Source organism: Bacillus sp. EB106-08-02-XG196 (assembly GCF_013396335.1).
GTDB lineage: Bacteria > Bacillota > Bacilli > Bacillales > Cytobacillaceae > Neobacillus.
Genome location: NZ_JABWSY010000013.1, coordinates 85,697 through 106,145 on the forward strand (window position 1 = coordinate 85,697; position 20,449 = coordinate 106,145).

19 protein-coding genes are annotated in these 20,449 nt (G+C 38.9%); 3 read left to right on the forward strand and 16 right to left on the reverse strand.

The features are described from left to right. Positions 1-17: 17 nt before the first annotated feature. From MLOOGBEN_RS20035 to sppA, 3 genes are all read right to left on the reverse strand, one after another. Positions 18-710 carry a DUF2953 domain-containing protein gene (locus MLOOGBEN_RS20035; RefSeq protein WP_179160045.1) on the reverse strand — a complete coding sequence of 231 codons (693 nt, stop codon included), beginning with the start codon at positions 708-710 and terminating at the stop codon, positions 18-20. An 80-nt stretch (positions 711-790) separates the two neighbouring features. Continuing rightward, complete coding sequence (locus MLOOGBEN_RS20040) at positions 791-1,288, reverse strand: RDD family protein (RefSeq protein WP_179160046.1); 498 nt, start codon at positions 1,286-1,288, stop codon at positions 791-793. 13 nt (positions 1,289-1,301) lie between these two features. Next, on the reverse strand, positions 1,302-2,312 hold the full coding sequence (sppA, locus tag MLOOGBEN_RS20045) for a signal peptide peptidase SppA (protein WP_179160047.1): 1,011 nt from the start codon (positions 2,310-2,312) through the stop codon (positions 1,302-1,304). 160 nt (positions 2,313-2,472) lie between these two features. Here sppA and MLOOGBEN_RS20050 point away from each other — a divergent pair, with 160 nt between their 5' ends. Next, entirely contained in the window at positions 2,473-3,276 is an 804-nt protein-coding gene (locus tag MLOOGBEN_RS20050; protein ID WP_179160048.1) for an NAD kinase, read from the forward strand. Positions 3,277-3,318: 42 nt separating this feature from the next. Here the strand turns inward: MLOOGBEN_RS20050 and mbcS are convergent, their stop codons facing one another. The 6 genes from mbcS to refZ form a co-directional block, all read right to left on the reverse strand. After that, positions 3,319-4,902, reverse strand: coding sequence for an acyl-CoA synthetase MbcS (gene mbcS / locus MLOOGBEN_RS20055; RefSeq protein WP_179160049.1), 1,584 nt, complete (start codon positions 4,900-4,902; stop codon positions 3,319-3,321). 156 nt (positions 4,903-5,058) lie between these two features. Next, positions 5,059-5,265 (reverse strand): alpha/beta-type small acid-soluble spore protein, encoded by a 207-nt coding sequence (locus MLOOGBEN_RS20060; protein ID WP_179160050.1) that lies wholly within the window; start codon positions 5,263-5,265, stop codon positions 5,059-5,061. 243 nt (positions 5,266-5,508) lie between these two features. Further along, positions 5,509-6,714 carry a tRNA uracil 4-sulfurtransferase ThiI gene (gene thiI, locus MLOOGBEN_RS20065; RefSeq protein ID WP_179160051.1) on the reverse strand — a complete coding sequence of 402 codons (1,206 nt, stop codon included), beginning with the start codon at positions 6,712-6,714 and terminating at the stop codon, positions 5,509-5,511. Between the two features lies 1 nt (position 6,715). Then, a complete protein-coding gene (locus MLOOGBEN_RS20070; RefSeq protein WP_179160052.1) occupies positions 6,716-7,858 on the reverse strand; it encodes a cysteine desulfurase family protein in 1,143 nt (380 codons plus the stop codon). Between the two features lie 126 nt (positions 7,859-7,984). Continuing rightward, complete coding sequence (ezrA, locus tag MLOOGBEN_RS20075; protein WP_179160053.1) at positions 7,985-9,670, reverse strand: septation ring formation regulator EzrA; 1,686 nt, start codon at positions 9,668-9,670, stop codon at positions 7,985-7,987. A gap of 296 nt (positions 9,671-9,966) precedes the next feature. Further along, entirely contained in the window at positions 9,967-10,596 is a 630-nt protein-coding gene (gene refZ / locus MLOOGBEN_RS20080) for a forespore capture DNA-binding protein RefZ (protein ID WP_179160054.1), read from the reverse strand. Between the two features lie 153 nt (positions 10,597-10,749). On the opposite strand from refZ, the gene MLOOGBEN_RS20085 reads away from it, so the two are divergent. Beyond that, complete coding sequence (locus tag MLOOGBEN_RS20085) at positions 10,750-11,232, forward strand: GAF domain-containing protein (protein WP_179160055.1); 483 nt, start codon at positions 10,750-10,752, stop codon at positions 11,230-11,232. A 28-nt stretch (positions 11,233-11,260) separates the two neighbouring features. On the opposite strand, the gene megL is transcribed toward MLOOGBEN_RS20085, so the two are convergent. Then, entirely contained in the window at positions 11,261-12,448 is a 1,188-nt protein-coding gene (gene megL / locus MLOOGBEN_RS20090) for a methionine gamma-lyase (protein WP_179160056.1), read from the reverse strand. Between the two features lie 319 nt (positions 12,449-12,767). Here megL and rpsD point away from each other — a divergent pair, with 319 nt between their 5' ends. Further along, the gene (gene rpsD, locus MLOOGBEN_RS20095; protein ID WP_179160057.1) at positions 12,768-13,370 is read left to right on the forward strand and encodes a 30S ribosomal protein S4; all 603 of its coding nucleotides are present in this window, start codon (positions 12,768-12,770) and stop codon (positions 13,368-13,370) included. 155 nt (positions 13,371-13,525) lie between these two features. On the opposite strand, the gene MLOOGBEN_RS20100 is transcribed toward rpsD, so the two are convergent. The 6 genes from MLOOGBEN_RS20100 to MLOOGBEN_RS20125 all read right to left on the reverse strand — a co-directional run bounded on the left by MLOOGBEN_RS20100 (position 13,526) and on the right by MLOOGBEN_RS20125 (position 20,444). After that, the gene (locus MLOOGBEN_RS20100) at positions 13,526-15,028 is read right to left on the reverse strand and encodes an amino acid permease (RefSeq protein WP_179160058.1); all 1,503 of its coding nucleotides are present in this window, start codon (positions 15,026-15,028) and stop codon (positions 13,526-13,528) included. Positions 15,029-15,199: 171 nt separating this feature from the next. Continuing rightward, complete coding sequence (locus MLOOGBEN_RS20105; RefSeq protein WP_179160059.1) at positions 15,200-15,478, reverse strand: YokU family protein; 279 nt, start codon at positions 15,476-15,478, stop codon at positions 15,200-15,202. 2 nt (positions 15,479-15,480) lie between these two features. After that, positions 15,481-16,890 carry a lysine 2,3-aminomutase gene (kamA, locus tag MLOOGBEN_RS20110; protein ID WP_179160060.1) on the reverse strand — a complete coding sequence of 470 codons (1,410 nt, stop codon included), beginning with the start codon at positions 16,888-16,890 and terminating at the stop codon, positions 15,481-15,483. 71 nt (positions 16,891-16,961) lie between these two features. After that, the gene (locus MLOOGBEN_RS20115) at positions 16,962-17,441 is read right to left on the reverse strand and encodes a GNAT family N-acetyltransferase (RefSeq protein ID WP_179160061.1); all 480 of its coding nucleotides are present in this window, start codon (positions 17,439-17,441) and stop codon (positions 16,962-16,964) included. Beyond that, the gene (locus MLOOGBEN_RS20120) at positions 17,429-18,949 is read right to left on the reverse strand and encodes a M81 family metallopeptidase (protein WP_179160062.1); all 1,521 of its coding nucleotides are present in this window, start codon (positions 18,947-18,949) and stop codon (positions 17,429-17,431) included. Before MLOOGBEN_RS20120 ends, MLOOGBEN_RS20115 begins: the two co-directional genes overlap by 13 nt. A gap of 34 nt (positions 18,950-18,983) precedes the next feature. Then, the gene (locus tag MLOOGBEN_RS20125) at positions 18,984-20,444 is read right to left on the reverse strand and encodes an aldehyde dehydrogenase family protein (RefSeq protein WP_179160063.1); all 1,461 of its coding nucleotides are present in this window, start codon (positions 20,442-20,444) and stop codon (positions 18,984-18,986) included. Positions 20,445-20,449: the final 5 nt, after the last annotated feature.

Genomic DNA, 20,449 nt, shown 5'->3' on the forward strand with positions numbered 1-20,449 from the left:
GGCTGTTTCCTCCTCTTTTACACGGTTTTAGTTTTTTCCTTCGAATAAGCTGTGTTCATTTTGAGATTTGGGCGTCCGCCCTTCCAGAATTTTATTAGATTTAATCCTGCTAAAATAGCATACCCGATACGAAACTGAATAATACATGTAATCCGGGTTTGGATAATAGCCATTTGAAAATGGGGCGTAACGGATAAAACAGGCATTTCCTTTAGTCTCAAAAAGTTACTGAGCATGCCAATAACACTTCCTTTGAGAGTCCAAAGTGCACCCGTAATAATGCCAGTATGTGCCGCATCACCTACGCCAACTAATGAATGCCATTCAAAATACTTAATGACTATTCTCTTCATAAATTTACTTACGATCACATGCATGTTAACAACATGCTGTATGATTTCTTTGGTATCTGACAATTTAGTCACAATGTCATCCTTGTCAACTTGTTGGACCTTGCTCGAAGATTCACCCTCACCTGAATCTCCCATACTTGTATTACCCTTCAGGACAATACTCGGAGAGTTATCATCAATTTTTATGAGAGGGACATTTAGTGTGTATTTAATTAATCCAAACCAGAGTTTAAACACTACAATTAATTCATCATTATCATTATGATGAAAAAAATTAAGATGGATTGTCAGCTTCGAAAAAATAATTAGTAGAAATAATAAAATTATAGCGATGAGAGCTATATACAGCCAAACCAAATTTTTCACTCCTTTCAGCCTATTAGTATCACCTGAAGAAGGAAAAATAAACCCGCTAACGAATTGTTAGCGGGCCAGAATTATCGTTCTACATGAATAACCGAGGTGTCTGTAAAGAGGTCGTGAAGTCCTTGTTTTTTTGGTAAAAAGGCGACAATGATATATCCAATAACCACTGTTGCAGAGATAAATCGGCCAATCCATTCTCGAAAAAGAATGGTTCCCCATGATAATTTGTCATTCTTCAAATCAATTACTTTTATACCAAATACCATTTTTCCAAGCGTTTGATTAAAATATTTTGTCATTAACACGAAATATAAATAAAATAAGATTGCGGAAGCAATGGAAATAGGGGCAAACATATTAAATTCCATTATTGGAATGTCAATTGCCCGAAATAGAGGATTAATAATTAATCGCTCTAAACTCCCTACAACAATCAAATCCAGCAGGTAAGCCCAGAACCGCATCCAAAAACCTGCATAACGAATGGAGGTTGTATCAGGTTCATGAGAGGTTACTTGTTCATCGACTTTTACTATTTCATTTGAATTTATTTGATTTTCATTTTCCATCTACAGTTCCCCCCTACTCAGCATACAAATACATTAGACGTGGAGAATTGGGTCTTGATAAAATATCCATAAGTCCAGCCATCTCACTATCAGCACCAATAAATTTTTGAACCTTTAAATTCAATAACGAACCAAACCCTATTTGCTCGGTATAGCGGACAACCTTTGCATCCTTTAGCTTCTCCTGCTCCATCATCTGATCGATTACATCTTCTAAGTATCCAAAGCCGTCAATTAAGTTCAGCTCCTTCGCCTGTCTTCCATCATAGATTCTTCCATCCGCAATCTTTTTAACCTGCTCAGTTGTCATCTTTCTGCCTTCAGAAATAACCTTAACAAACCCCTCATAGGAATTGTCGATCATTTTTTGGAGGATTTGCCGCTCTTCCTCAGTCATTTGTCGAGTCGGGCTCATAATATCCTTAAATTGACCACTTTTAATGGTGACAAAATCCACTCCATACTTTTCGGCTAATCCTTCATAATTGATTCCCTGCATAATTACCCCTAGAGAACCAGTCATTGTTTCCTCACTGGCAAAGATTTTTTTTGCACCCGCGGAAATATAATAACCGCCGGAAGCAGCCATAGAACCCATTGAGACATATACAGGCTTCTTTGTTTCCTTTTGGATTTCTAGCAGTTTATCATGGATTTCAGCGCTTTCAACAACTCCGCCACCCGGTGAGTTAACCTTAAGAATAATCCCTTTTACGCTATCATCCTCTTTAATGAATTCTAACCTTTTCATAAATCCTTGATGATTATATCCTGCTGCTTGAAATAATGATTCTGCGTCATTTGTATCCTGAATAACACCATTGACGTCCAGTACAGCAATCTTTTTCATTTCATTCCCTTCCTGAATAACTTCTTCTGTAAAAGGAAGCTCTGATGCCGCAAAAAGCTCACTAATATCTGTTTCAACACCTTTAAAAGCAAATGCAGATAAAAAATTAATCATAACGGATACAAAAAATAATGCCGCAGCAATTCCAAGAGCAGCCCATCGTTTCCCATTCATGTTAAGAATCCTCCTCGTATATTCATTAAAATTTTTCTTACATAAATTAATATTGTTTCAAGATAATGCTAAAATTAATGCAGGACTACCTTAGTTTATCAAAAATGAAAAGTTTATTGGGCTATTTTTACAAATTAATAACCAAAATCTGGAGGGTACCATGGGACATAGACGCAATATCTTTTTTTATCACCACTTAGATAAAGAAATGTTGGAAAAGGTTGGAGACTTACAAGGAATGGCAGAGCAGTACGGTCTAACAATTGTAAAGGACCACCGTCAAGCCAATATCATTGCTAGCATTGGTGATGATGGAACATTCCTGCAAGCTGTCAGGAAAACTGGGTTTAGGGATGATGTTCTTTACGGTGGAATCACAATCAAGGATAGTTTAAGTATGTATTGTGACTTCAAAATCAATGAATCCTCTAAGATGATAGAGGCAGTTTCAAATGAACAGTTAAAAGTTCGCCGCTATCCATTTATAGAGGTAATGGTTGACGGGCAAGGAACTTTTCCCTGTCTTAATGAGTTTAGTATTCGCTCCTCCATCATAAAAACACTTGAATTTGATGTATTTATTAATGACCTCCATTTTGAAACCTTTCGTGGAGATGGCTTAATCGTTGCTACTCCAACTGGAAGTACAGCTTATAATAAATCTGTTAATGGCGCTGTTGTTGACCCCTTAATTCCGTGTATGCAAATAAGTGAAGTGGCATCCATTAATAATAACAAGTACCGCACCTTAGGTTCTCCCTTTGTTATTGGAGGCGAACGCACACTTACGCTTAAAATTATTTCTGCTGAGGGCAATGAGCATCCTACTATGGGATTAGACAACGAGGCTTTAAGTATCCAGCATGTTGATAAAGTCCAAATTAAACTCAGTGATAAAAAGATTAAAACCCTGAAGTTAAAAGATAACTCCTTCTGGGAAAAAGTAAAAAGAACCTTTCTTTAATAGCAAAAAGGCTGTCTGGGGAACGACAGCCTTTTTTCATTATTATTGTTTTACGGATTGTAACTCCTGCTGGCGAAGTTCGATTCGGCGGATTTTTCCTGATGTTGTTTTTGGAAGTTCTGACAAATATTCAATTTTCCTTGGATATTTGTATGGTGCTGTAAGTGTCTTAACATGCTCCTGAAGATTTTTGGTTAATTCAGAGTTATTTGCATCGACATCCTCTTTTAACACGACAAACGCTTTTACAATAAAGCCGCGAATTTCATCTGGGCTGGCCACTACTGCACATTCTTTAACAAATGGATGTTTTACAAGTGCATCCTCAACTTCAAAAGGTCCAATTGTGTAGCCTGAACTGATAATAATATCGTCTCCACGCCCTTCAAACCAAAAGTAACCATCCTCATCCTTCTTTGCTTTATCACCTGTAATATAGTATTCACCACGGAATTGCATCGCCGTTCTTTCTGGATCCTTATAATAGTTCTTAAATAAGGCAGGAGTTTCTATGTGCACGGCGATATCCCCAACTTCTCCAATTGAACAAATTTCGCCTTCTTCATTTATGATTTCTACCCTGTTACCCGGAGTTGGTTTGCCCATAGAACCTGATTTAAGCTCCATTCCTTTTGTTATTCCAACCAACAAAGTATTTTCGGTCTGACCATAGCCGTCACGGACATCCACATTAAAATGTCTTTTAAACGTATCAATTACCTCACGATTAAGCGGTTCCCCAGCAGAAACAGCACTATGCAGGCTAGGTAATTTGTAATCTCCTAGATTCTCTACCTTTGCCATTATCCGATATTCAGTTGGTGTACAGCAAAGGACATTAACGGAATATTTCTCTAGAAGGCTTAAATACTTTTGGGGATCAAACTTGCCGTTATACACTAGCCCAGTTCCACCTGACCCAAGAACGGATAAAAATGGACTCCAAATCCACTTTTGCCAGCCTGGTGCTGCGGTTGCCCAAACGGTATCACCATCTTCAATACAAAGCCATTTTGGAGCAGCCGTTTTTAAATGTGCAAATGCCCATCCATGTGTATGTACAACCCCTTTTGGATTACCGGTTGTTCCAGATGTATACGATAAAAATGCCATGTCATCACGAAGTGTGTCAGCAAACTCAAACTCTTGTGATGCCGCTTTCATTTCTTCCTCCAAATAGATCCAGCCATCTTGCTTTTCTCCAACTGATACCTTCACAAAGGGTTCTTCACTGGAAATATTCTCAAATTGATCAACATACGGGTAATAACTAATGACCGCTTTTACATCCCCATGGGTAATGCGATATTGAAGGTCCTTTTCACGGAGCATTTCTGAGCTTGGAATGACAACTAGTCCAGCTTTTAACGCCGCTAAGTAAACAACATAAGCCTCAATTAGTCTTGGAATGATGACTAGGACAACATCGCCTTTTTTTAGACCATTTTGCGTGAAAACATTTCCCGCTTGATTCACTTTTTTCAATAACTCTTCATATGTAACCTGATTCGTTTCCCCTAATTCATTTTCCCATTTTATTGCTAATCTTTCTGGATCCTTTGCAAAACGTTCTACTTCCGATACAAGGTTATACTTTTCTGGTGCAATTAATTCTTCGCGGTTCATGTTTCTCCCCCTCACTCAAAATAAAAAACATTATCACAAATCTTATTATACAAAATTATTCAAAAATTTAAAATTGTTATTCTAAAAATAGTTTTTTTGTACACATAGAAAGAGAGTGGGAAAAATCCCACTCTCTGTAGCCATCTTATTTATTTGTTATCGTGAAAATCCGCCGCCTAATTGAGACTCAGCCATTGCGACTAAACGCTTAGTGATTTCACCACCAACAGAACCGTTAGCGCGTGAAGTAGTATCCCCACCAAGTTGTACACCAAATTCAGAAGCAATTTCGAATTTCATTTGAGAAAGAGCTTGTTCTACACCAGGTACAAGTAATTGATTTGAGTTGTTGTTATTAGCCATGTGATATCACCTCCTTGTGAGTATAGAATGTGTAGAATCACATGGCAGTATTCTTTTTTATAATTGGTAATTGTTCACAAATATTTCACATTTTTCATAATTACTGTCCCTGTTCATATTGAATGTTGATTGGACCTCCAGGCACTTCGCTTTCCGCAGGCATTGCGGTGAGCCTCCTGCAGGAGTCTCGTGCCTTCCGTTCCAATCAAGGAGGCAATAATTAATTAAACGAATCACAATAAGTTAAAATAAATCATCAAATTCTGGTGTCTGTTTGCTGTCTGGTTTGATTGTTAGTGTTTCTGTATTTTGGACTGCTTCTTCTATTAAGGAGTCAAAGTCATGGAAGCTTTCGTAGTGTTGGACTTTTTCTCTTTTTGGTTTTGTTTTTGGTGAGGATGGGACAAAGATTGTACAGCAATCCTCGAAGGGTCTGATTGAGATATCATAGGTATCAATGTCTTTGGCGATTTTAATAATATCATTTTTGTCCATTGTCAGCAGCGGCCTTAGGATTGGGGTATTCGTTACCTCATTAATGGCATACATGCTTTCCAATGTTTGACTAGCGACCTGCCCAAGGTTATCCCCGGTAATGATCGCTAGAGCTTCTTGTTTTTTTCTAATTTCATCTGTGATACGAAGCATAAACCTTCTTGTTGTGGTCATCGAATAATTTTCAGGAATTTGTTCCTTTATGGTTTGCTGTATTGTCGTAAAAGGGACAATATGAAGCTTCATTGAACCAAAAATTCCAGAAAGCTTTTTGGCTAAATCAATTACTTTCTCTTTAGATCTTTCACTTGTATACGGGGGACTGAAAAAATGTACAGCCTCAATTTCCACCCCTCGTTTCATGGTCAAATAGCCTGCAACTGGACTATCAATTCCTCCTGACAGCATCAACATTGCTTTACCGCTAGAGCCAACTGGCAGTCCGCCAGCTCCTAAGATATTCTCACATGACATGTAGATGGCCTCAGCTAGAACCTCCATTTTCAAGTTAATATCAGGATTTTTCACGTCAACCTTTATGCCTGGTATATTTTCGAGAATATGCCCGCCAAATGTATGATTGATACCAGCTGTATCCAACTCAAAAGATTTATCAGAACGTTTAGGAGAAATTTTAAAGGTTTGCCCCTCTTTGTACAGACTTTTAACTAAGGAAAGGGCAGCCTCTTTCATTTGTTCAAGGTCTCGTTCAACTCTTATTGCAGGACTAAGGGACTGAATACCAAAAATATTTTTCAACGACTTGATGATCTCTTGAACGTTTTCGCCATTTACAAGAACGTACATCCTGTCACGCTCAGCCCGTATCTTTATCTTTGGAAAAGGAGCCAATGCGATTCGAACGCTCTTTCTTAACTTGTCTACAAATTTCTTCCGATTTCTGCCTTTGGTAGAGATTTCACCATAGCGAATCAGGATACGATCATATATCATATTAATTCATAACCTTTCTTAGTTGTTTGGCACCTTCTTCAATCGCCATAATTACCTTTTGTGCCTCATCCTCCGTATTATCGTAGGATAAACTTATTCTAAACGCACTGTCAGCCAAATCGTCTGGAACCCCCATCGCTAAGAGTGTTTGACTAGGTAATTGTTTCTTAGAAGAACAGGCACTTGTTGTCGATAAATAGATTTCTTTTTGCTCTAGAGTATGGATTAAAACTTCTGCTTTAACACCTCTGATTGAAAAGTTTAGAATATGCGGTGCAGAGTTTTCAAGCGGTGTATTAATTGTAACGCCATCAATCCTGCTTAGCCCTTTTCTCAGAAGTGATTTCACCACTTTCATTCTTTCTAATCCCGATTCACTGTTCCCTATCGTCATCCTTAAAGCCTTAGCCATTGCGACAGCACCTGCTACATTCTCCGTGCCGCTTCTTACTTTCCATTCTTGGTTGCCGCCCGAAAGCAGAGGGTCCAATCTAACACCTTCTCTAACAAAGAGTGCACCAGTGCCCTTTAATCCATGAAACTTATGTGCTGAAAATGAACATAAATCCACACTATTTTCCATTAGGTTTAATGGAACTTTACCGACAGCTTGTACAGCGTCTACGTGAAAGAGAATGTTTGGGTATTGGTTCAAGAGTTCACCAATCTCAGTAATCGGCTGTATGGTTCCAACCTCATTATTTACCTGCATAACAGATACAAGTATTGTATTCTTTTGAATAGAAGCTTTTACATCCTCTACCTTCACTCTTCCATTATGGTCAGCTGGCAAATAGGTAATTTCAAATCCTAATTTCTCCAGCTGTTCCATTGCTCCACGGACTGAAGGGTGCTCGATACTAGATAAAATCAAGTGTTTCCCTTTACTTTTATGTAAAATAGCACTCCCTTTAATAGCCAGGTTATTACTTTCTGTACCACCGGAGGTAAAGTGAATTTCTGTTGGTTTTACAGCTAGAAGGTTTGCCACTTGGGTCCGCGCCTGAGTAAGAAGTTTCTCAGCTTGAACCCCTAAACCATGGAGAGAAGATGGATTGCCAAAAAATTCACTTGAAACCTTCACAAAAGAGTCTACTGCCTCTTTATATGGCTTTGTGGTTGCACTATTATCAAAATAAATCATATCTTTACACCTCACCTTTGCAGGACTAAATCTTACCACAAACTTAATCAATTGAAAAAGGTTTGTGTTTAGATAAAAAAACCGATTCACCATTATTGGCTGAATCGGTTTTTAGGGTTCGTTCTATTATTTGCCTACTGTGGCTTTTATTTTCTTTAAGGCTCCCGGATCGATGGATTCAAGGGAGGCTGCTGCCTGTTCCAATGCTTCCTGGTACTCAAAATGTCTAAATGCTGTTTCTGCATCATTTAGTCCTTTGGCAACCGTTGGATATTGACTTCGATACCTGTTTCCATATTGAATTGCTTTTTCAGCAAGCAATACACTCTCAATCAATTCGACTGTCGTATTAGACAATTTATCAACCGTTAAAACTGCAATTTCTAAGTATTGATTTAGTGCAGAAACATTAAGCGGCTTTTCTTGAAGCTGCAGCCTTACATTTTGAAGACTCTCATTGGTATCCTCATATAAGTACTGATAATCTTCTGGTAATCCAGGAATATTACTTTTAGAAACCAAACGAATCGTTTCTCCCACTTTTTTTGTTAGGTCCTTAAGTGTTTCTCGAGCTTCGAACTCATCCTTCCTTAGCGCTTGAAGCTTGAGTCCGAAATTTTCCTGCTCTTCCTGAATCATTTCAATATGAGTTTTTATTTCCTTCAATTCTTCACAGAGTACCGTTATTGCTGTTTCATTCATATTCATTTTTTCCATTAAGATCTCATAATGTTTTGTAACAGAGGAAAGTTGTTTTTCCAAGTGTCTTTGTATTTCAAAATCACTGTCAGTTAAATGATAGCTTTCTTGAACATGCTTTACCTCATTTGAAAGATGATCATGTTCTTCTAGTACAGAACTTAAGAGTCCACTCATACCTTTTTCGTTTTGGAGGATAAAATGTTTGGCATTCACTTCTTTTTCCAATAAGTCAAAAAGTATGTCAATCCGTTCTTTAACCTCACCAATTCCTTCTAGTGCATTTTCAATTTTCGTCTCTTCAATAAAAGCTAAATACTCAACCAATTTTTCTTTTAAACTATCGATTTCAGTTTCTAACTGAATATGGCTTAAGTAATAACCTTTTTCAGTCATCTCTCTATGTCCTTCAAGAATATCAGTTAATTGGGCTGGTATAAGTGAATGACACTCGATTAAAAGTTGAGGAATTAATTCCATACTTTTTTTAACATTTGCTAACTGATCATGAATTGACAGTACGAGTTCACGGGCCTCGAGATAGTTGCCATTCACAGTCTTCTCATCAAATTCATGAAACTTTTTCGTTACGTCATCTAATTGAGTTTCTAAATGTTTTTCGGATTTGCCAAAACTATGACGATGAGCAAGCAGCGTTTTTTTTGTTTCCCGATACATCTCCTTTAACTGCTCAATTTCCGTTCTGTTTTTTTCTTCGCTCCCAACAAGCTCATGTAGTTCCTCAACAATTTTATTAATTTCATTTTCTGTTGCTTGCAACTTATTATTGATTTCCTGTTGAATACCTTTCGCCTTATTAAAGCGATAACGGTCTATATATTCTTCGGCGTCAAATAACATCTCTTCCAAATCAGGTAATTTAACGGTTACGATATCATCCCATTGGTTACGCCAGCCCTCGAATAACTCTTCGGTTTGTCCGGTCATATTCAATTGTTTTACCTTTGACATTTCATCCATTATTGGTCGATTAAACAAATCAATTTTCCAGGCTTCTAACCTATCCATCTCTTTAAAATACTTTTTCTTTATAAAATACCCCAATACAAATAAGGCTAGTAGCAGGATGATAAATCCAATAAAATACTTCACGTTCAAGCCCCCTGTTTCAAACACTTCATTTAAATCCTCAAAGCATTAGATACTAATCTATAAATAAATTATAATTGTTGGTAAGTTCAATGCCTCTATGATACCATGTTAACGACATTTTTTGACTATTATTTTCATTTTTTTTGTAAAAGAAATTTTAATTTACTAATTTATGACAAATCCCCACCTAAAAACACATATTCCCACAAATATCCAAATTAAAAAGCACTTGCTTGAAGGAAATTTGATTTCCCAGCTAGTGCTTAGCATATAAGAATCCGTTTATTTGTTTCAATTTATAAAATAGCCTCTTTCTTTTCTATAAATTTTGTTCCTAAGGTATTGTCAATCCAATTGTTGATTTCCTTTAAATACTTTTGTTCAAAGAACCTCTCGTTTGGAAAAATATAAAGTACTTCTCGTAAATAATGAGCATTAATAAACGGCATCATAAGTAAACCCTTGTATTGGATAATTAGATAAGCGATAGAGTGTGGACGGAATTCTTTCCTTTCAAACCCTTTTTCAAATATCTTTTGAAAGTAATACTTTTCCTTTACTGCATAGGTGGACATAATTTCTCTGACCATCTGAGAATCCATTGACATTTCTCGATACACGAAGCTTGTAAGTTCAATATTTTCACATTGATAGTGGAGCAAATCAGCAGTAATTCGTTTTAAACAATCCTTTACACCTGTATCCATTGAAGTAAACTTTTCTTCAATAATGCTAAGATATTGCTCAAAAAAGTAAGTAAAGCAATATTCTAATAATCCAAGCTTATTTTCAAAATGGTAGGCGATGGTTGCAGAGTTCACTCTGGCTACGGTTGCAATATCACGTATTGACGTTCCACTATATCCATTTGAATTAAAAAGCGATATCGCTGCCTTTACTATTTCTTCCTTAGAATCCTTTTTCATCCTACACCTCCTGTATCTATTACTTTTATCCTTACTATAACAATTCTTGTTATGAGGGTTGATTCCTTTATTAATTTATCGACAAAGTATGCTCTTTTTCTTGTCATTTTGATAAAATAAATAAGAATACAATAAAAAGATGGGAGAATAACCATGTTTAATGTCGAAATGTATAAAGGGAGCCGCCAGGAAAATTACGATTTAGTAAAAAAACAATTCCAGGCCCTTCTCCATGGCGAGAAAAATCAGATCGCTAATCTTAGCAATGCTTCAGCATTATTAAACCAGTTTCTTGATCGCATAAACTGGGTAGGTTTTTATTTAATGGATGAAAACAATGAGCTAGTACTGGGTCCCTTTCAAGGTCTCCCAGCATGCGTTCGCATTCCACTTGGCAAAGGTGTATGCGGTACATCTGCCAAAACTAGAGAAACACTCCGGGTAGAAGACGTTCATCAATTTCCTGGACACATTGCCTGTGATGCTGCCTCCAATTCTGAAATCGTCATTCCCCTAATAAAAGACGGAAAATTACTGGGTGTCTTGGATATTGACTCGCCAGAGAAAAATCGTTTTGACGAATTGGACCAAGAGCAATTAGAAGAACTTACCGCCATTCTTATTGAACATTTGTAAGTTTAAAAAACTCGCCGCAGCGAGTTTTTTAAATTTTCTCAAGCGCTTGCTCGATATCTTCCATTATATCTTCCCATGCTTCAAGACCCACAGAAAGCCGGAGCAATGTATCTTCTATACCCATTTTTCTTCGTTCTAGTTCTGGTATGACAGCATGCGTCATCGTAGCGGGGTGCTGTATTAACGTTTCTGCATCTCCTAGACTTACCGCAATTTTTATTAATTGTAACTGATTCATAAATAATTGAGCTGTCTGTTTTGTTCCTTTGATTGCAAATGAAATTAATCCGCCTGGTTTTTTCATTTGCTTATGCATGATTGAATGATCTTCTTCATAGTCACTATTACCAGGAAAGTAGATGGTTTCAACCTTTTGATGACTTCGTAAAAAATCAACGAGCATGCTTGCATTCTCACAGTGACGATCCATCCTAACTGGCAATGTTTTTAATCCCCGCAGTAAAAGCCAAGCATCGAATGGAGAAATAATACCGCCCATATCTTTTTGTGTGGTTCTTGATACTGTTTGGATAAACTCACTTTTACCAATTACAATCCCTGCAATGACATCACCATGACCACAAATATATTTGGTCGCACTATGAAGAACAACATCGCAGCCATGGCTGATAGGCGTCTGTAAATACGGAGAGCAAAATGTATTATCCACCACAACGGGAATACCACGTTGTTTTGCGACACTTGCAACTAATTCTAAATCAATAAGTTTCATGGTGGGATTGATCGGGGTTTCAATATAGATACAGGCTGTATTAGGTTTGAGGTCTTTTTCCAGCATTTTTATAGTAGACATTGCTGAAAAATCATGGCTAATGTTATATTTCCCTTTTAATACTTGCAGCAAACCGAACGTACAGCCATATACACCTTGCGAACACAAGATATGGTCACCTGTTTTAGTTAAAGCCGTTAACACAGCAGATACTGCTGCCATCCCTGAGGAAAAGGCTAAGGCTGCTTCCCCTTGTTCAAGCTTTGCCATTCTATCTTCAAGGATTTTTACTGTTGGGTTTCCTAGACGGGAATAAACAAATCCTTCTTCTTGCCCGGCAAATCTCCTTTCTCCTTGCTCCGCACTATCAAAGGTAAACGAGGAAGTTTGATACAAGGGAGGAACTAAGCTTCCTTGGTGTTCTTCTGAACTGTACCCAGCATGAATTGTTTCCGTTTCAAACCGTAAATTTTTATTTTCCACTCTGACTCCTCCTATTTGAAAACGCTTACTTTTTTATTTGTTTCTATATACTATTCATTTATGGATAGGATTTTCCTGAAATTAACTTGACACATTGTTGAATAAAATTATATAATATCATTTGTGTAAAATAACTGCAGCCTATGTGAACACTTGAATGGATTCATTTTGTTCCTCAAGAGTCAACGAACTCTTCTGATGGTGTATCTTGTAACCCTCTGCTGCTAGGGCGAAGGTGCATGAAAACAAAATGGCTATCATTGATGTTTCATAACGGTTTTTATTTTACCAAAATAAAAACACTAAGGAGGAGTCATTCATGGCTCGTTATACTGGCTCAAGCTGGAAAATCTCTCGTCGTCTTGGAATCTCTCTAAGCGGCACAGGTAAAGAATTAGAAAAGCGTCCTTACGCTCCTGGACAACATGGTCCAAACCAACGTAAGAAGCTTTCTGAATACGGATTGCAATTACAAGAAAAGCAAAAACTTCGTCATATGTATGGAGTAACTGAGCGTCAATTCCGTAACCTTTTTGACAAAGCTGGCAAAATGGGTGGGGTTCACGGTGAAAACTTCATGATCCTACTTGAATCACGTCTTGACAACGTAGTTTACCGTTTAGGTTTAGCTCGTACTCGTCGTGCAGCTCGTCAATTAGTAAACCATGGTCACATTATGGTTGATGGATCTCGCGTAGATATCCCTTCATACCGTTTAGCTGCTGGTCAAACTATCACTCTTCGTGAAAAATCACGTAATCTTACTGCTGTTAAAGAAGCTATCGAAGTAAACAACTTCGTTCCTGACTTCTTAACTTTTGATGCAGACAAGCTTGAAGGTACATTCACTCGTTCACCTGAGCGTTCTGAATTACCTGCTGAAATTAACGAAACTCTTATCGTCGAGTTCTACTCACGTTAATTGATTTGCTTATTAAACAGCAATCATAAAAACCCTAGAAGCGTTGATATAACGCAGTTTCTAGGGTTTTTTTTCTTACTATTAGATAAAAATAACTTGCATGGATATGCATTTCATAAACATTCTTGAACGATTGGACGAGCATAACGATATCTCTATTTAGATGACATCTCTTCAAAAGTACATTCTTTTAGTGGAACGACCTTCGTTTTATGAACAAGTTTATACCCGAGCCATAATACCAAAAAGATCGGTAAACCAATATAGGACACAGCTACTCCATACCAATCAATTTCACTAGTTAAAAAAGCTTGATAATTTTGGCCGAGAATGACAATAACACACATCGCAAAAGCGAGAATCGGACCGAGAGGGAACCATTTCGCTTTATATTTCAAATCATTTATGTCCCTCCCCTGGGCCATATATGCTTTTCTAAAACGGTAGTGGCTGACTGCAATTCCTAGCCATGCAATAAATCCAGTTAAGCCTGACGCATTTAATAACCATGTATACACTTGATCTCCAAAAATGGACGTTAAAAAGGCCATACCTCCGATAATTGTCGTTGCGACAAGGGCATTCATCGGAATCCCGCGTTTATTTACATTTTGTAAAAATTTAGGTGCCTGTCCATCCCTTGCCATGGACCAAAGCATACGTGTCGATGCATATAAACCTGACGTTCCCGCTGATAAGACCGATGTTAAAATGACTGCATTCATCACAGATGCCGCAAACGCAATACCCACTTTCTCAAATACAAGGGTGAAAGGGCTGACAGCAATGTTGTCGACATCCACGCCTAACAGATCAGGGCTGGTATAAGGTATAATAAGGCCAATGACAGCAATGGCAGCGATATAAAATAGAAGAATACGCCAAAATACTTGTCGAATCGCCTTTGGCACGTTTTTCTCAGGCTCTTCACTTTCTCCTGCAGCAATCCCCACGAGTTCCGTTCCTTGAAAAGAAAAACCTGCGATGAAAAAAATACTAAAGATGGACAAAATGCCGCCACTAATCGGGGCATCTCCTATAGTAAAGTTCTTAAACCCGATAAACTGTCCGCCCAGAATACCGAAAATGGTGAGCAAACCTACTCCAATGAAAACGATGATTGTCACTACTTTTATTAAGGCAAACCAATACTCCGACTCACCGTAACTTTTAACCGACAATGCATTCAATAAGAAGATTAGTCCTAAAAACAGTGCGCTCCATAAGATACTCGGTACATCCGGAAACCAGAACTTCATAATAATAGCTGATGCAACGATTTCAACGGCCAATGTAACAGCCCAGTTAAACCAATAATTCCACCCAAGCGCAAAACCAAATGCCGGATCGACAAAACGGTTGGCATAGGTTGAAAACGATCCTGAAACCGGCATTAAGGTAGCCATTTCCCCGAGACTTGTCATCAAAAAGTAGACCATGATGCCGATAGCTCCATAAGCTATTAGCGCCCCACCGGGTCCAGCTGTTTGAATGGACGCCCCTGTCGCTAAAAACAATCCTGTCCCAATTGATCCGCCAATAGCAATCATCGTCAAGTGACGTGCTTTTAGATTGCGTTTAATTTGCTCTTTACTCCTGTTGTCATTCTGATTATTCTGATTTTTTTCGTTGTTAGTATAGCTTTTGATTGCTTCCATGCATTGTCTCCCTTCAATTTTGAACTATAAGTATCTATCTAACTATAAGGAATTTATCATTGTAGATTGTTTAGGACAATTTATCCCTTTTTGAAGTGATAGGGATAAATTGTCCATAGGAATAGAAGTTCATTGCAGGTAATTATCGAAAAATGGGAGACGGCTCGCTATTTATTTCGAAAAATCAAAGTAGTTTCGCTTCAATAAGCGCGGAGCAGCCATTAGGGTGTCGTAGTTCATACTTTTTCCGAGCTTTGAGCAATCAATTAAAAATAGATGATCCTCAATTTCTTTCACCGTATTATCTGTTTGATAGGTCATTCCGCATTCCAAGCAATGAACGGAGGGTGTGTCCCGAATTTCAATCGCTTGTGTACCATCTGGAAGTTCCCAATATACCGTGTTGCTTGTTTCACGCGCTGTGTCAGATTCGCACCATTGACAAATCATAACTACTCCTCCCTCGCTCCAACTGTCTCAAACTTACTTAGTTGTGATTGGAATTTCTTCTCCTTTAACTCATCACGTTTGTCACGTTTATCCTTTAAAGAGCTATGCTCAGGATTTTCCTTATATGTTTTGCGACGATCTAAACGGTTCAAGCCTTCTGGTGTAAGGTTAAATTTCGTGTCATCAATAATGGATAGAACTCCATTACTTTCAAACTTTTCAAACACCTCAGGATATACTTTTTTGTAGTAATTCTCTGCACTGCCTGACTGATAATTTTCTGGCTCCGGATAAGATGTAATGACACCTTCAAAATTACGTAATACTACTTTATTAGAACTTTGAGAAATGATATAGTTCGGCTGCAATGGAATTTTACCCCCTCCACCCGGGGCATCAACAATAAATGTAGGAACGGCGTAACCCGATGTATGGCCGCGGAGTCCTTCCATAATTTCCAATCCTTTGCTAATTGGTGCACGGAAATGTCCAATCCCTTCTGATAAATCGCATTGGTAAATGTAATATGGACGAACGCGAATTTTAACAAGGTCATGCATTAGTTGTTTCATAATCGGCACACTATCGTTAATGCCTGCTAAAATAACCGATTGGTTACCAAGCGGTACCCCAACATTTGCAAGCATTTCACATGCACGCTTCGATTCTTCCGTAATTTCAATAGATGTATTGAAATGTGTATTCAACCACACTGGATGATACTTTTTCAAGATATTACAAAGATTTTCTGTAATTCGCTGCGGGAACACAACAGGTGCCCTTGTACCGATACGGATTATTTCTACATGCGGAATCTCACGTAAATTCTTTAAAATATATTCTAAAATATTGTCATTAATAAGGAGCCCGTCTCCTCCAGAAATTAACACATCTCGAATTTGTGGGTTAGATGCGATATAATTAATCGCTGTGTCTAACTGTTTCTTTGGTACGCCCATTCCGATTTGTCCGGAGAAGCGTCTTCTCGTGCAGTAACGGCAGTACATGGAGCATTGGTTTGTTACTAGGAACAACACGCGATCGGGATAACGATGCGTTAACCCAGGTACCGGCGAATCTTCATCTTCATGCAGGGGATCCTCTAAATCATATCTTGTTTTATGCAATTCCTGGCCAATTGGAACTGACTGCATACGAACCGGACATCTTGGATCATCTTGATCCATAAGCGATGCATAATAAGGGGTGATGTTTAATGGGATTGTTTTTGTTGCAATTTTAACACCTTCTTCTTCATCAGGTGTTAAGTTAACAACTTTCTTTAAGTCCTCTAAACTTTTGATTGTATTCGTCAGCTGCCAAACCCAATCATTCCATTGCTCCTCCGTTACATCCTTCCATAGCTCGATTTCTTTCCAATGCCTTTTTGGTTTGAATAAATTGTTTTTCATCATAAACTCCTCCTAAAACTATCCTATTTTTCAAATCATTTTTGAATAAATTCTCCTCTATCATTACTGTATTAAGAAATGAGGCATTCCATATAATAGCGATTTTCCCCTTCTCCAAATTCATCGAATCTCGTCTCTTTAATGGTAAATCCCAATTTTTCATATAACTTAACTGCTGCCTTATTTTCAACGCTGACGGTTAAGCAAACCTTATGAAATCCATCTTGTTTTAAAATCGGATAAATTTCCTCAAAGAATAATTTTCCTATTCCTTTCCCTTGCTGGTCGGAGCGGACATAAAACCCAAAAATGTAGGCTTTATGAATATCATTGTAAGCTCTCATCAATTCGCAAATCGCAATCGGCCTTGGATCATTTTGCTGCCGGTATTGAATAAGTTTCCCGTAGCGTGTGAGCGGGACAAGGGCTTGTTCATCTACTGCTCCTAATCCTGGAAATGCATCTTGCTCAAGCTCCATCATCATTTTCAGTTGTTCTGGATTCAATGAAGCTGGTACTTCGACATAATAGGTTTTGTTCAATGTTTCCATTTTTCCGTCCCCCCCTGTTCTACTTCATATTGGATATCATCCAGCGGCCAAATTGGCTTAGGAATGTATCGATACGTAAAAGTTGTTAAACGGTTGGAGGCAACACCAGGTGCATCCACATAAATGATACGGCCAACAATCGGCTCAAACGCAGCCCGAAAATGATTTTTAGCCTTTAACCCAAGAATTCTCTTTGCCTGCGGCTCAAGGCCAATATGACGAAACATTTCCGGATCATTCGCTGACATCGGCCTTCCAATGAGGAGTATATCCATCTTGCCAACACAAATGTGTGCCGCTCCTTTTAAATCGACTCTTAAATGCTGATTGAACGGCCCAGAATTGTGAAATACACCGTCTGATAAGGCCACGACCGTTGCTTCGACCTGAACGGGCTCCCCAAATTCAGGCGATACTTTCCCTCCTAGGGACAACAATACCTTATTTCCGACCCCTTTTTTGCGGCAAGCCTCGAGGGATTCTGGATCGTAGAGTCCTCCAAACAGTGTGTCAGAAATGTTCATCTTCACCATCTCCCGAAGCAGCTCTGTTGTATCCCCGCTCCCGCAGCTTAAGGGATTATCCGAGATGTCAGCCAGCACGACCGGTTTGTCATCTTCAATCAACACCGCCAAATCGAGCCCTTCTTTTACACTTGGCAATTCCGTGATAAATTCTTCTCTGACACTCCAGAACAAGGATGCCATCTTTTGGGCAGTCTCTTTTCCTTTTTGTGGATCGAGTGAAACCACAAGTACACTGGCACCGACCATGGGAATATCCGAGTACGGAAAGCCGCCAAAAACGGAAACATTATAAATTCCTTCTTCCTCTTCGGCCTGTTTCGCCCACTCTATCATTTTGTGCATCGGCCCTTCTGCCGTTCTCATATTGATAGAGGGAGGCATCATCGGTAATTTTTCAAAAGAAGCATAATAATGTACATCTTCCTTTAATTGCTTCAATAAAGCCATTGCCGCATGGACTCCTTGTTCATACATATCAACATGTGGATAGGTTTTAAATCCAAAATGAAGTGGTGTGTAATGAACCATTTTTTCACTTACATTGGCATGCATATCCAGTGTTGTCGCAATCGGGACATTCGGTCCGATCAGCTCACGAATTTTCCCGAGTAAATGCTCTTCCGGGTCAAAGAGGTCCTCCACAACCATTGCCCCATGCAGTGCCAGCAATAATCCGTCGAGCCTTCCCGCCTGCTGGATGGACTCCAGCATTTTTTTTTCGATGATGGAGTACGCCTCTGTTGATACCACTCCCGAGGGAATCGCAGCCGCACAAAGCAGCGGTACGATTACTACATCCCTTTCTTGTTTCAATACATCCAAAAACCCGCCCACTTCCGTTTTTGTACCATTATAGGTATCATAAATTTCATCGCCGATAAAGTAACCTTCATTTCGAAACTGCTGGATTTCAGTTTTCATCGGGCTGAAACTGTGGGATTCATGGTAAAAGAATGCAATACCGATACGATTTTTTCTCATGTTCTCCCACCTAATAATAGATATTGTCCGTCAATTAATAGTTCGTATAAATTGACTTCCACTCGGTCATGACATCAAATACATGATGGGAAACTTCACGGTGACCGTTTCCGGACATTTTCATCCCCCCAAACGCCACTCCCATCTCGGCATTGGATGTTCCGTTATTAATATAGACAAGTCCGCTTACCGCTTCGTTTGCAGCACGGTTTGCATAGTGAAGGCTCTCAGTATAAATGGAAGTCGATAACCCATAAATCGTCCCGTTATTTACCTCCATGGCTTCCTCATATGAATCTACTTCAATGATGGCAAGAACAGGACCAAAGATTTCTTCCTGTGCAATAGTATCATTCGGTTTCACATTCTCAATAATTGTCGGCTCATAGTAATAACCTCCTAATTCTTTGACACGCTGCCCGCCTGACACAATTTTCCCGCCTTCTTCAATCGCTGTTTTTACATATTTTTCGACTGTATAAAGCTGTTCTTCATTTACGAGAGGGCCCACTTGTTTCCCTTCTTCAAGTCCATTTCCTATTTTCATAGACTTAGTTATTTCAACTACTTTTTGTACGAGCAGTTCCTTTATTGGACGTTCAACGATTACTCGACTTGCTGCTGTACAGCGCTGACCAGTTGTCGTAAACGCTGATTTTACAATTCCGTCTGCCGCCTTGTCCAAGTCCGCGTCCTTTAAGACGATCACTGCATTTTTCCCACCCAATTCCAATGAAATACGTTTTAACGTTTTACTGCTCATTTCAGCCAGCTTTTGTCCGACTTCTGTTGAGCCTGTAAACGAAATGATTTTAACATCTGAATGCTCTGCGAGTGTTTGACCAACTGTTCTTCCTGAACCGGTAATTAAGTTCACAACCCCTGCTGGCAATCCGGCTTCATCTAACACTTCCACAAATATCTTTGCCGAAAGTGCAACCTCTGAAGCAGGCTTCCATACGACGGTATTACCAGAAATCAGGGCTGAAAAAATTTTGTAGGAAGCTAGCGCAACTGGGAAGTTCCAGGGTGTAATGCACGCCGCAACTCCAAGAGGTTCACGAACCATTCTTACGTTCCGGTCTGGGAAGCCGGTCGGGACCGTTTCTCCAAACAGGCGTCGTCCCTCACCTGACATATATTGAGCAGTCGCGATGACCACTCCAACTTCGCCTAAAGATTCTGGCAGTACTTTTCCCATCTCCATTGTCATGACACTAGCAAGTTCCTCTTTTCGCATTTCAAACAATTGGGCTGCTTTCGTTAAATAAGCCGCCCGTTCTGGAATGGGGGTGATCTTCCATTGTGAATACGCTTCATTCGCTTTTGTGACAGCCTCATCCACTTGCTCTGTTGTGGCAGCCGCACATATGCCGACAAGTTCCCCCGTTGCCGGATTTAAGCTTTCAAAGTAGGACTGATCGGGGACACTTACCCATTTTCTATTTATATAAAGATCTCCCTGAAGAATATCTGTTTTGATTCGGCTAGACATAAACT

Excerpts from the sequence above, each read along its gene's own strand:
- MLOOGBEN_RS20040 (WP_179160046.1), bottom strand. The coding sequence starts at position 1,288 with ATGGAAAATGAAAATCAAATAAATTCAAATGAAATAGTAAAAGTCGAT.
- sppA (WP_179160047.1), bottom strand. The coding sequence starts at position 2,312 with ATGAATGGGAAACGATGGGCTGCTCTTGGAATTGCTGCGGCATTATTT.
- MLOOGBEN_RS20050 (WP_179160048.1), top strand. The coding sequence starts at position 2,473 with ATGGGACATAGACGCAATATCTTTTTTTATCACCACTTAGATAAAGAA.
- mbcS (WP_179160049.1), bottom strand. The coding sequence starts at position 4,902 with ATGAACCGCGAAGAATTAATTGCACCAGAAAAGTATAACCTTGTATCG.
- MLOOGBEN_RS20060 (WP_179160050.1), bottom strand. The coding sequence starts at position 5,265 with ATGGCTAATAACAACAACTCAAATCAATTACTTGTACCTGGTGTAGAA.
- thiI (WP_179160051.1), bottom strand. The coding sequence starts at position 6,714 with ATGATATATGATCGTATCCTGATTCGCTATGGTGAAATCTCTACCAAA.
- MLOOGBEN_RS20070 (WP_179160052.1), bottom strand. The coding sequence starts at position 7,858 with ATGATTTATTTTGATAATAGTGCAACCACAAAGCCATATAAAGAGGCA.
- refZ (WP_179160054.1), bottom strand. The coding sequence starts at position 10,596 with ATGAAAAAGGATTCTAAGGAAGAAATAGTAAAGGCAGCGATATCGCTT.
- MLOOGBEN_RS20085 (WP_179160055.1), top strand. The coding sequence starts at position 10,750 with ATGTTTAATGTCGAAATGTATAAAGGGAGCCGCCAGGAAAATTACGAT.
- rpsD (WP_179160057.1), top strand. The coding sequence starts at position 12,768 with ATGGCTCGTTATACTGGCTCAAGCTGGAAAATCTCTCGTCGTCTTGGA.
- MLOOGBEN_RS20100 (WP_179160058.1), bottom strand. The coding sequence starts at position 15,028 with ATGGAAGCAATCAAAAGCTATACTAACAACGAAAAAAATCAGAATAAT.
- MLOOGBEN_RS20105 (WP_179160059.1), bottom strand. The coding sequence starts at position 15,478 with ATGATTTGTCAATGGTGCGAATCTGACACAGCGCGTGAAACAAGCAAC.
- kamA (WP_179160060.1), bottom strand. The coding sequence starts at position 16,890 with ATGAAAAACAATTTATTCAAACCAAAAAGGCATTGGAAAGAAATCGAG.
- MLOOGBEN_RS20115 (WP_179160061.1), bottom strand. The coding sequence starts at position 17,441 with ATGGAAACATTGAACAAAACCTATTATGTCGAAGTACCAGCTTCATTG.
- MLOOGBEN_RS20120 (WP_179160062.1), bottom strand. The coding sequence starts at position 18,949 with ATGAGAAAAAATCGTATCGGTATTGCATTCTTTTACCATGAATCCCAC.
- MLOOGBEN_RS20125 (WP_179160063.1), bottom strand. The coding sequence starts at position 20,444 with ATGTCTAGCCGAATCAAAACAGATATTCTTCAGGGAGATCTTTATATA.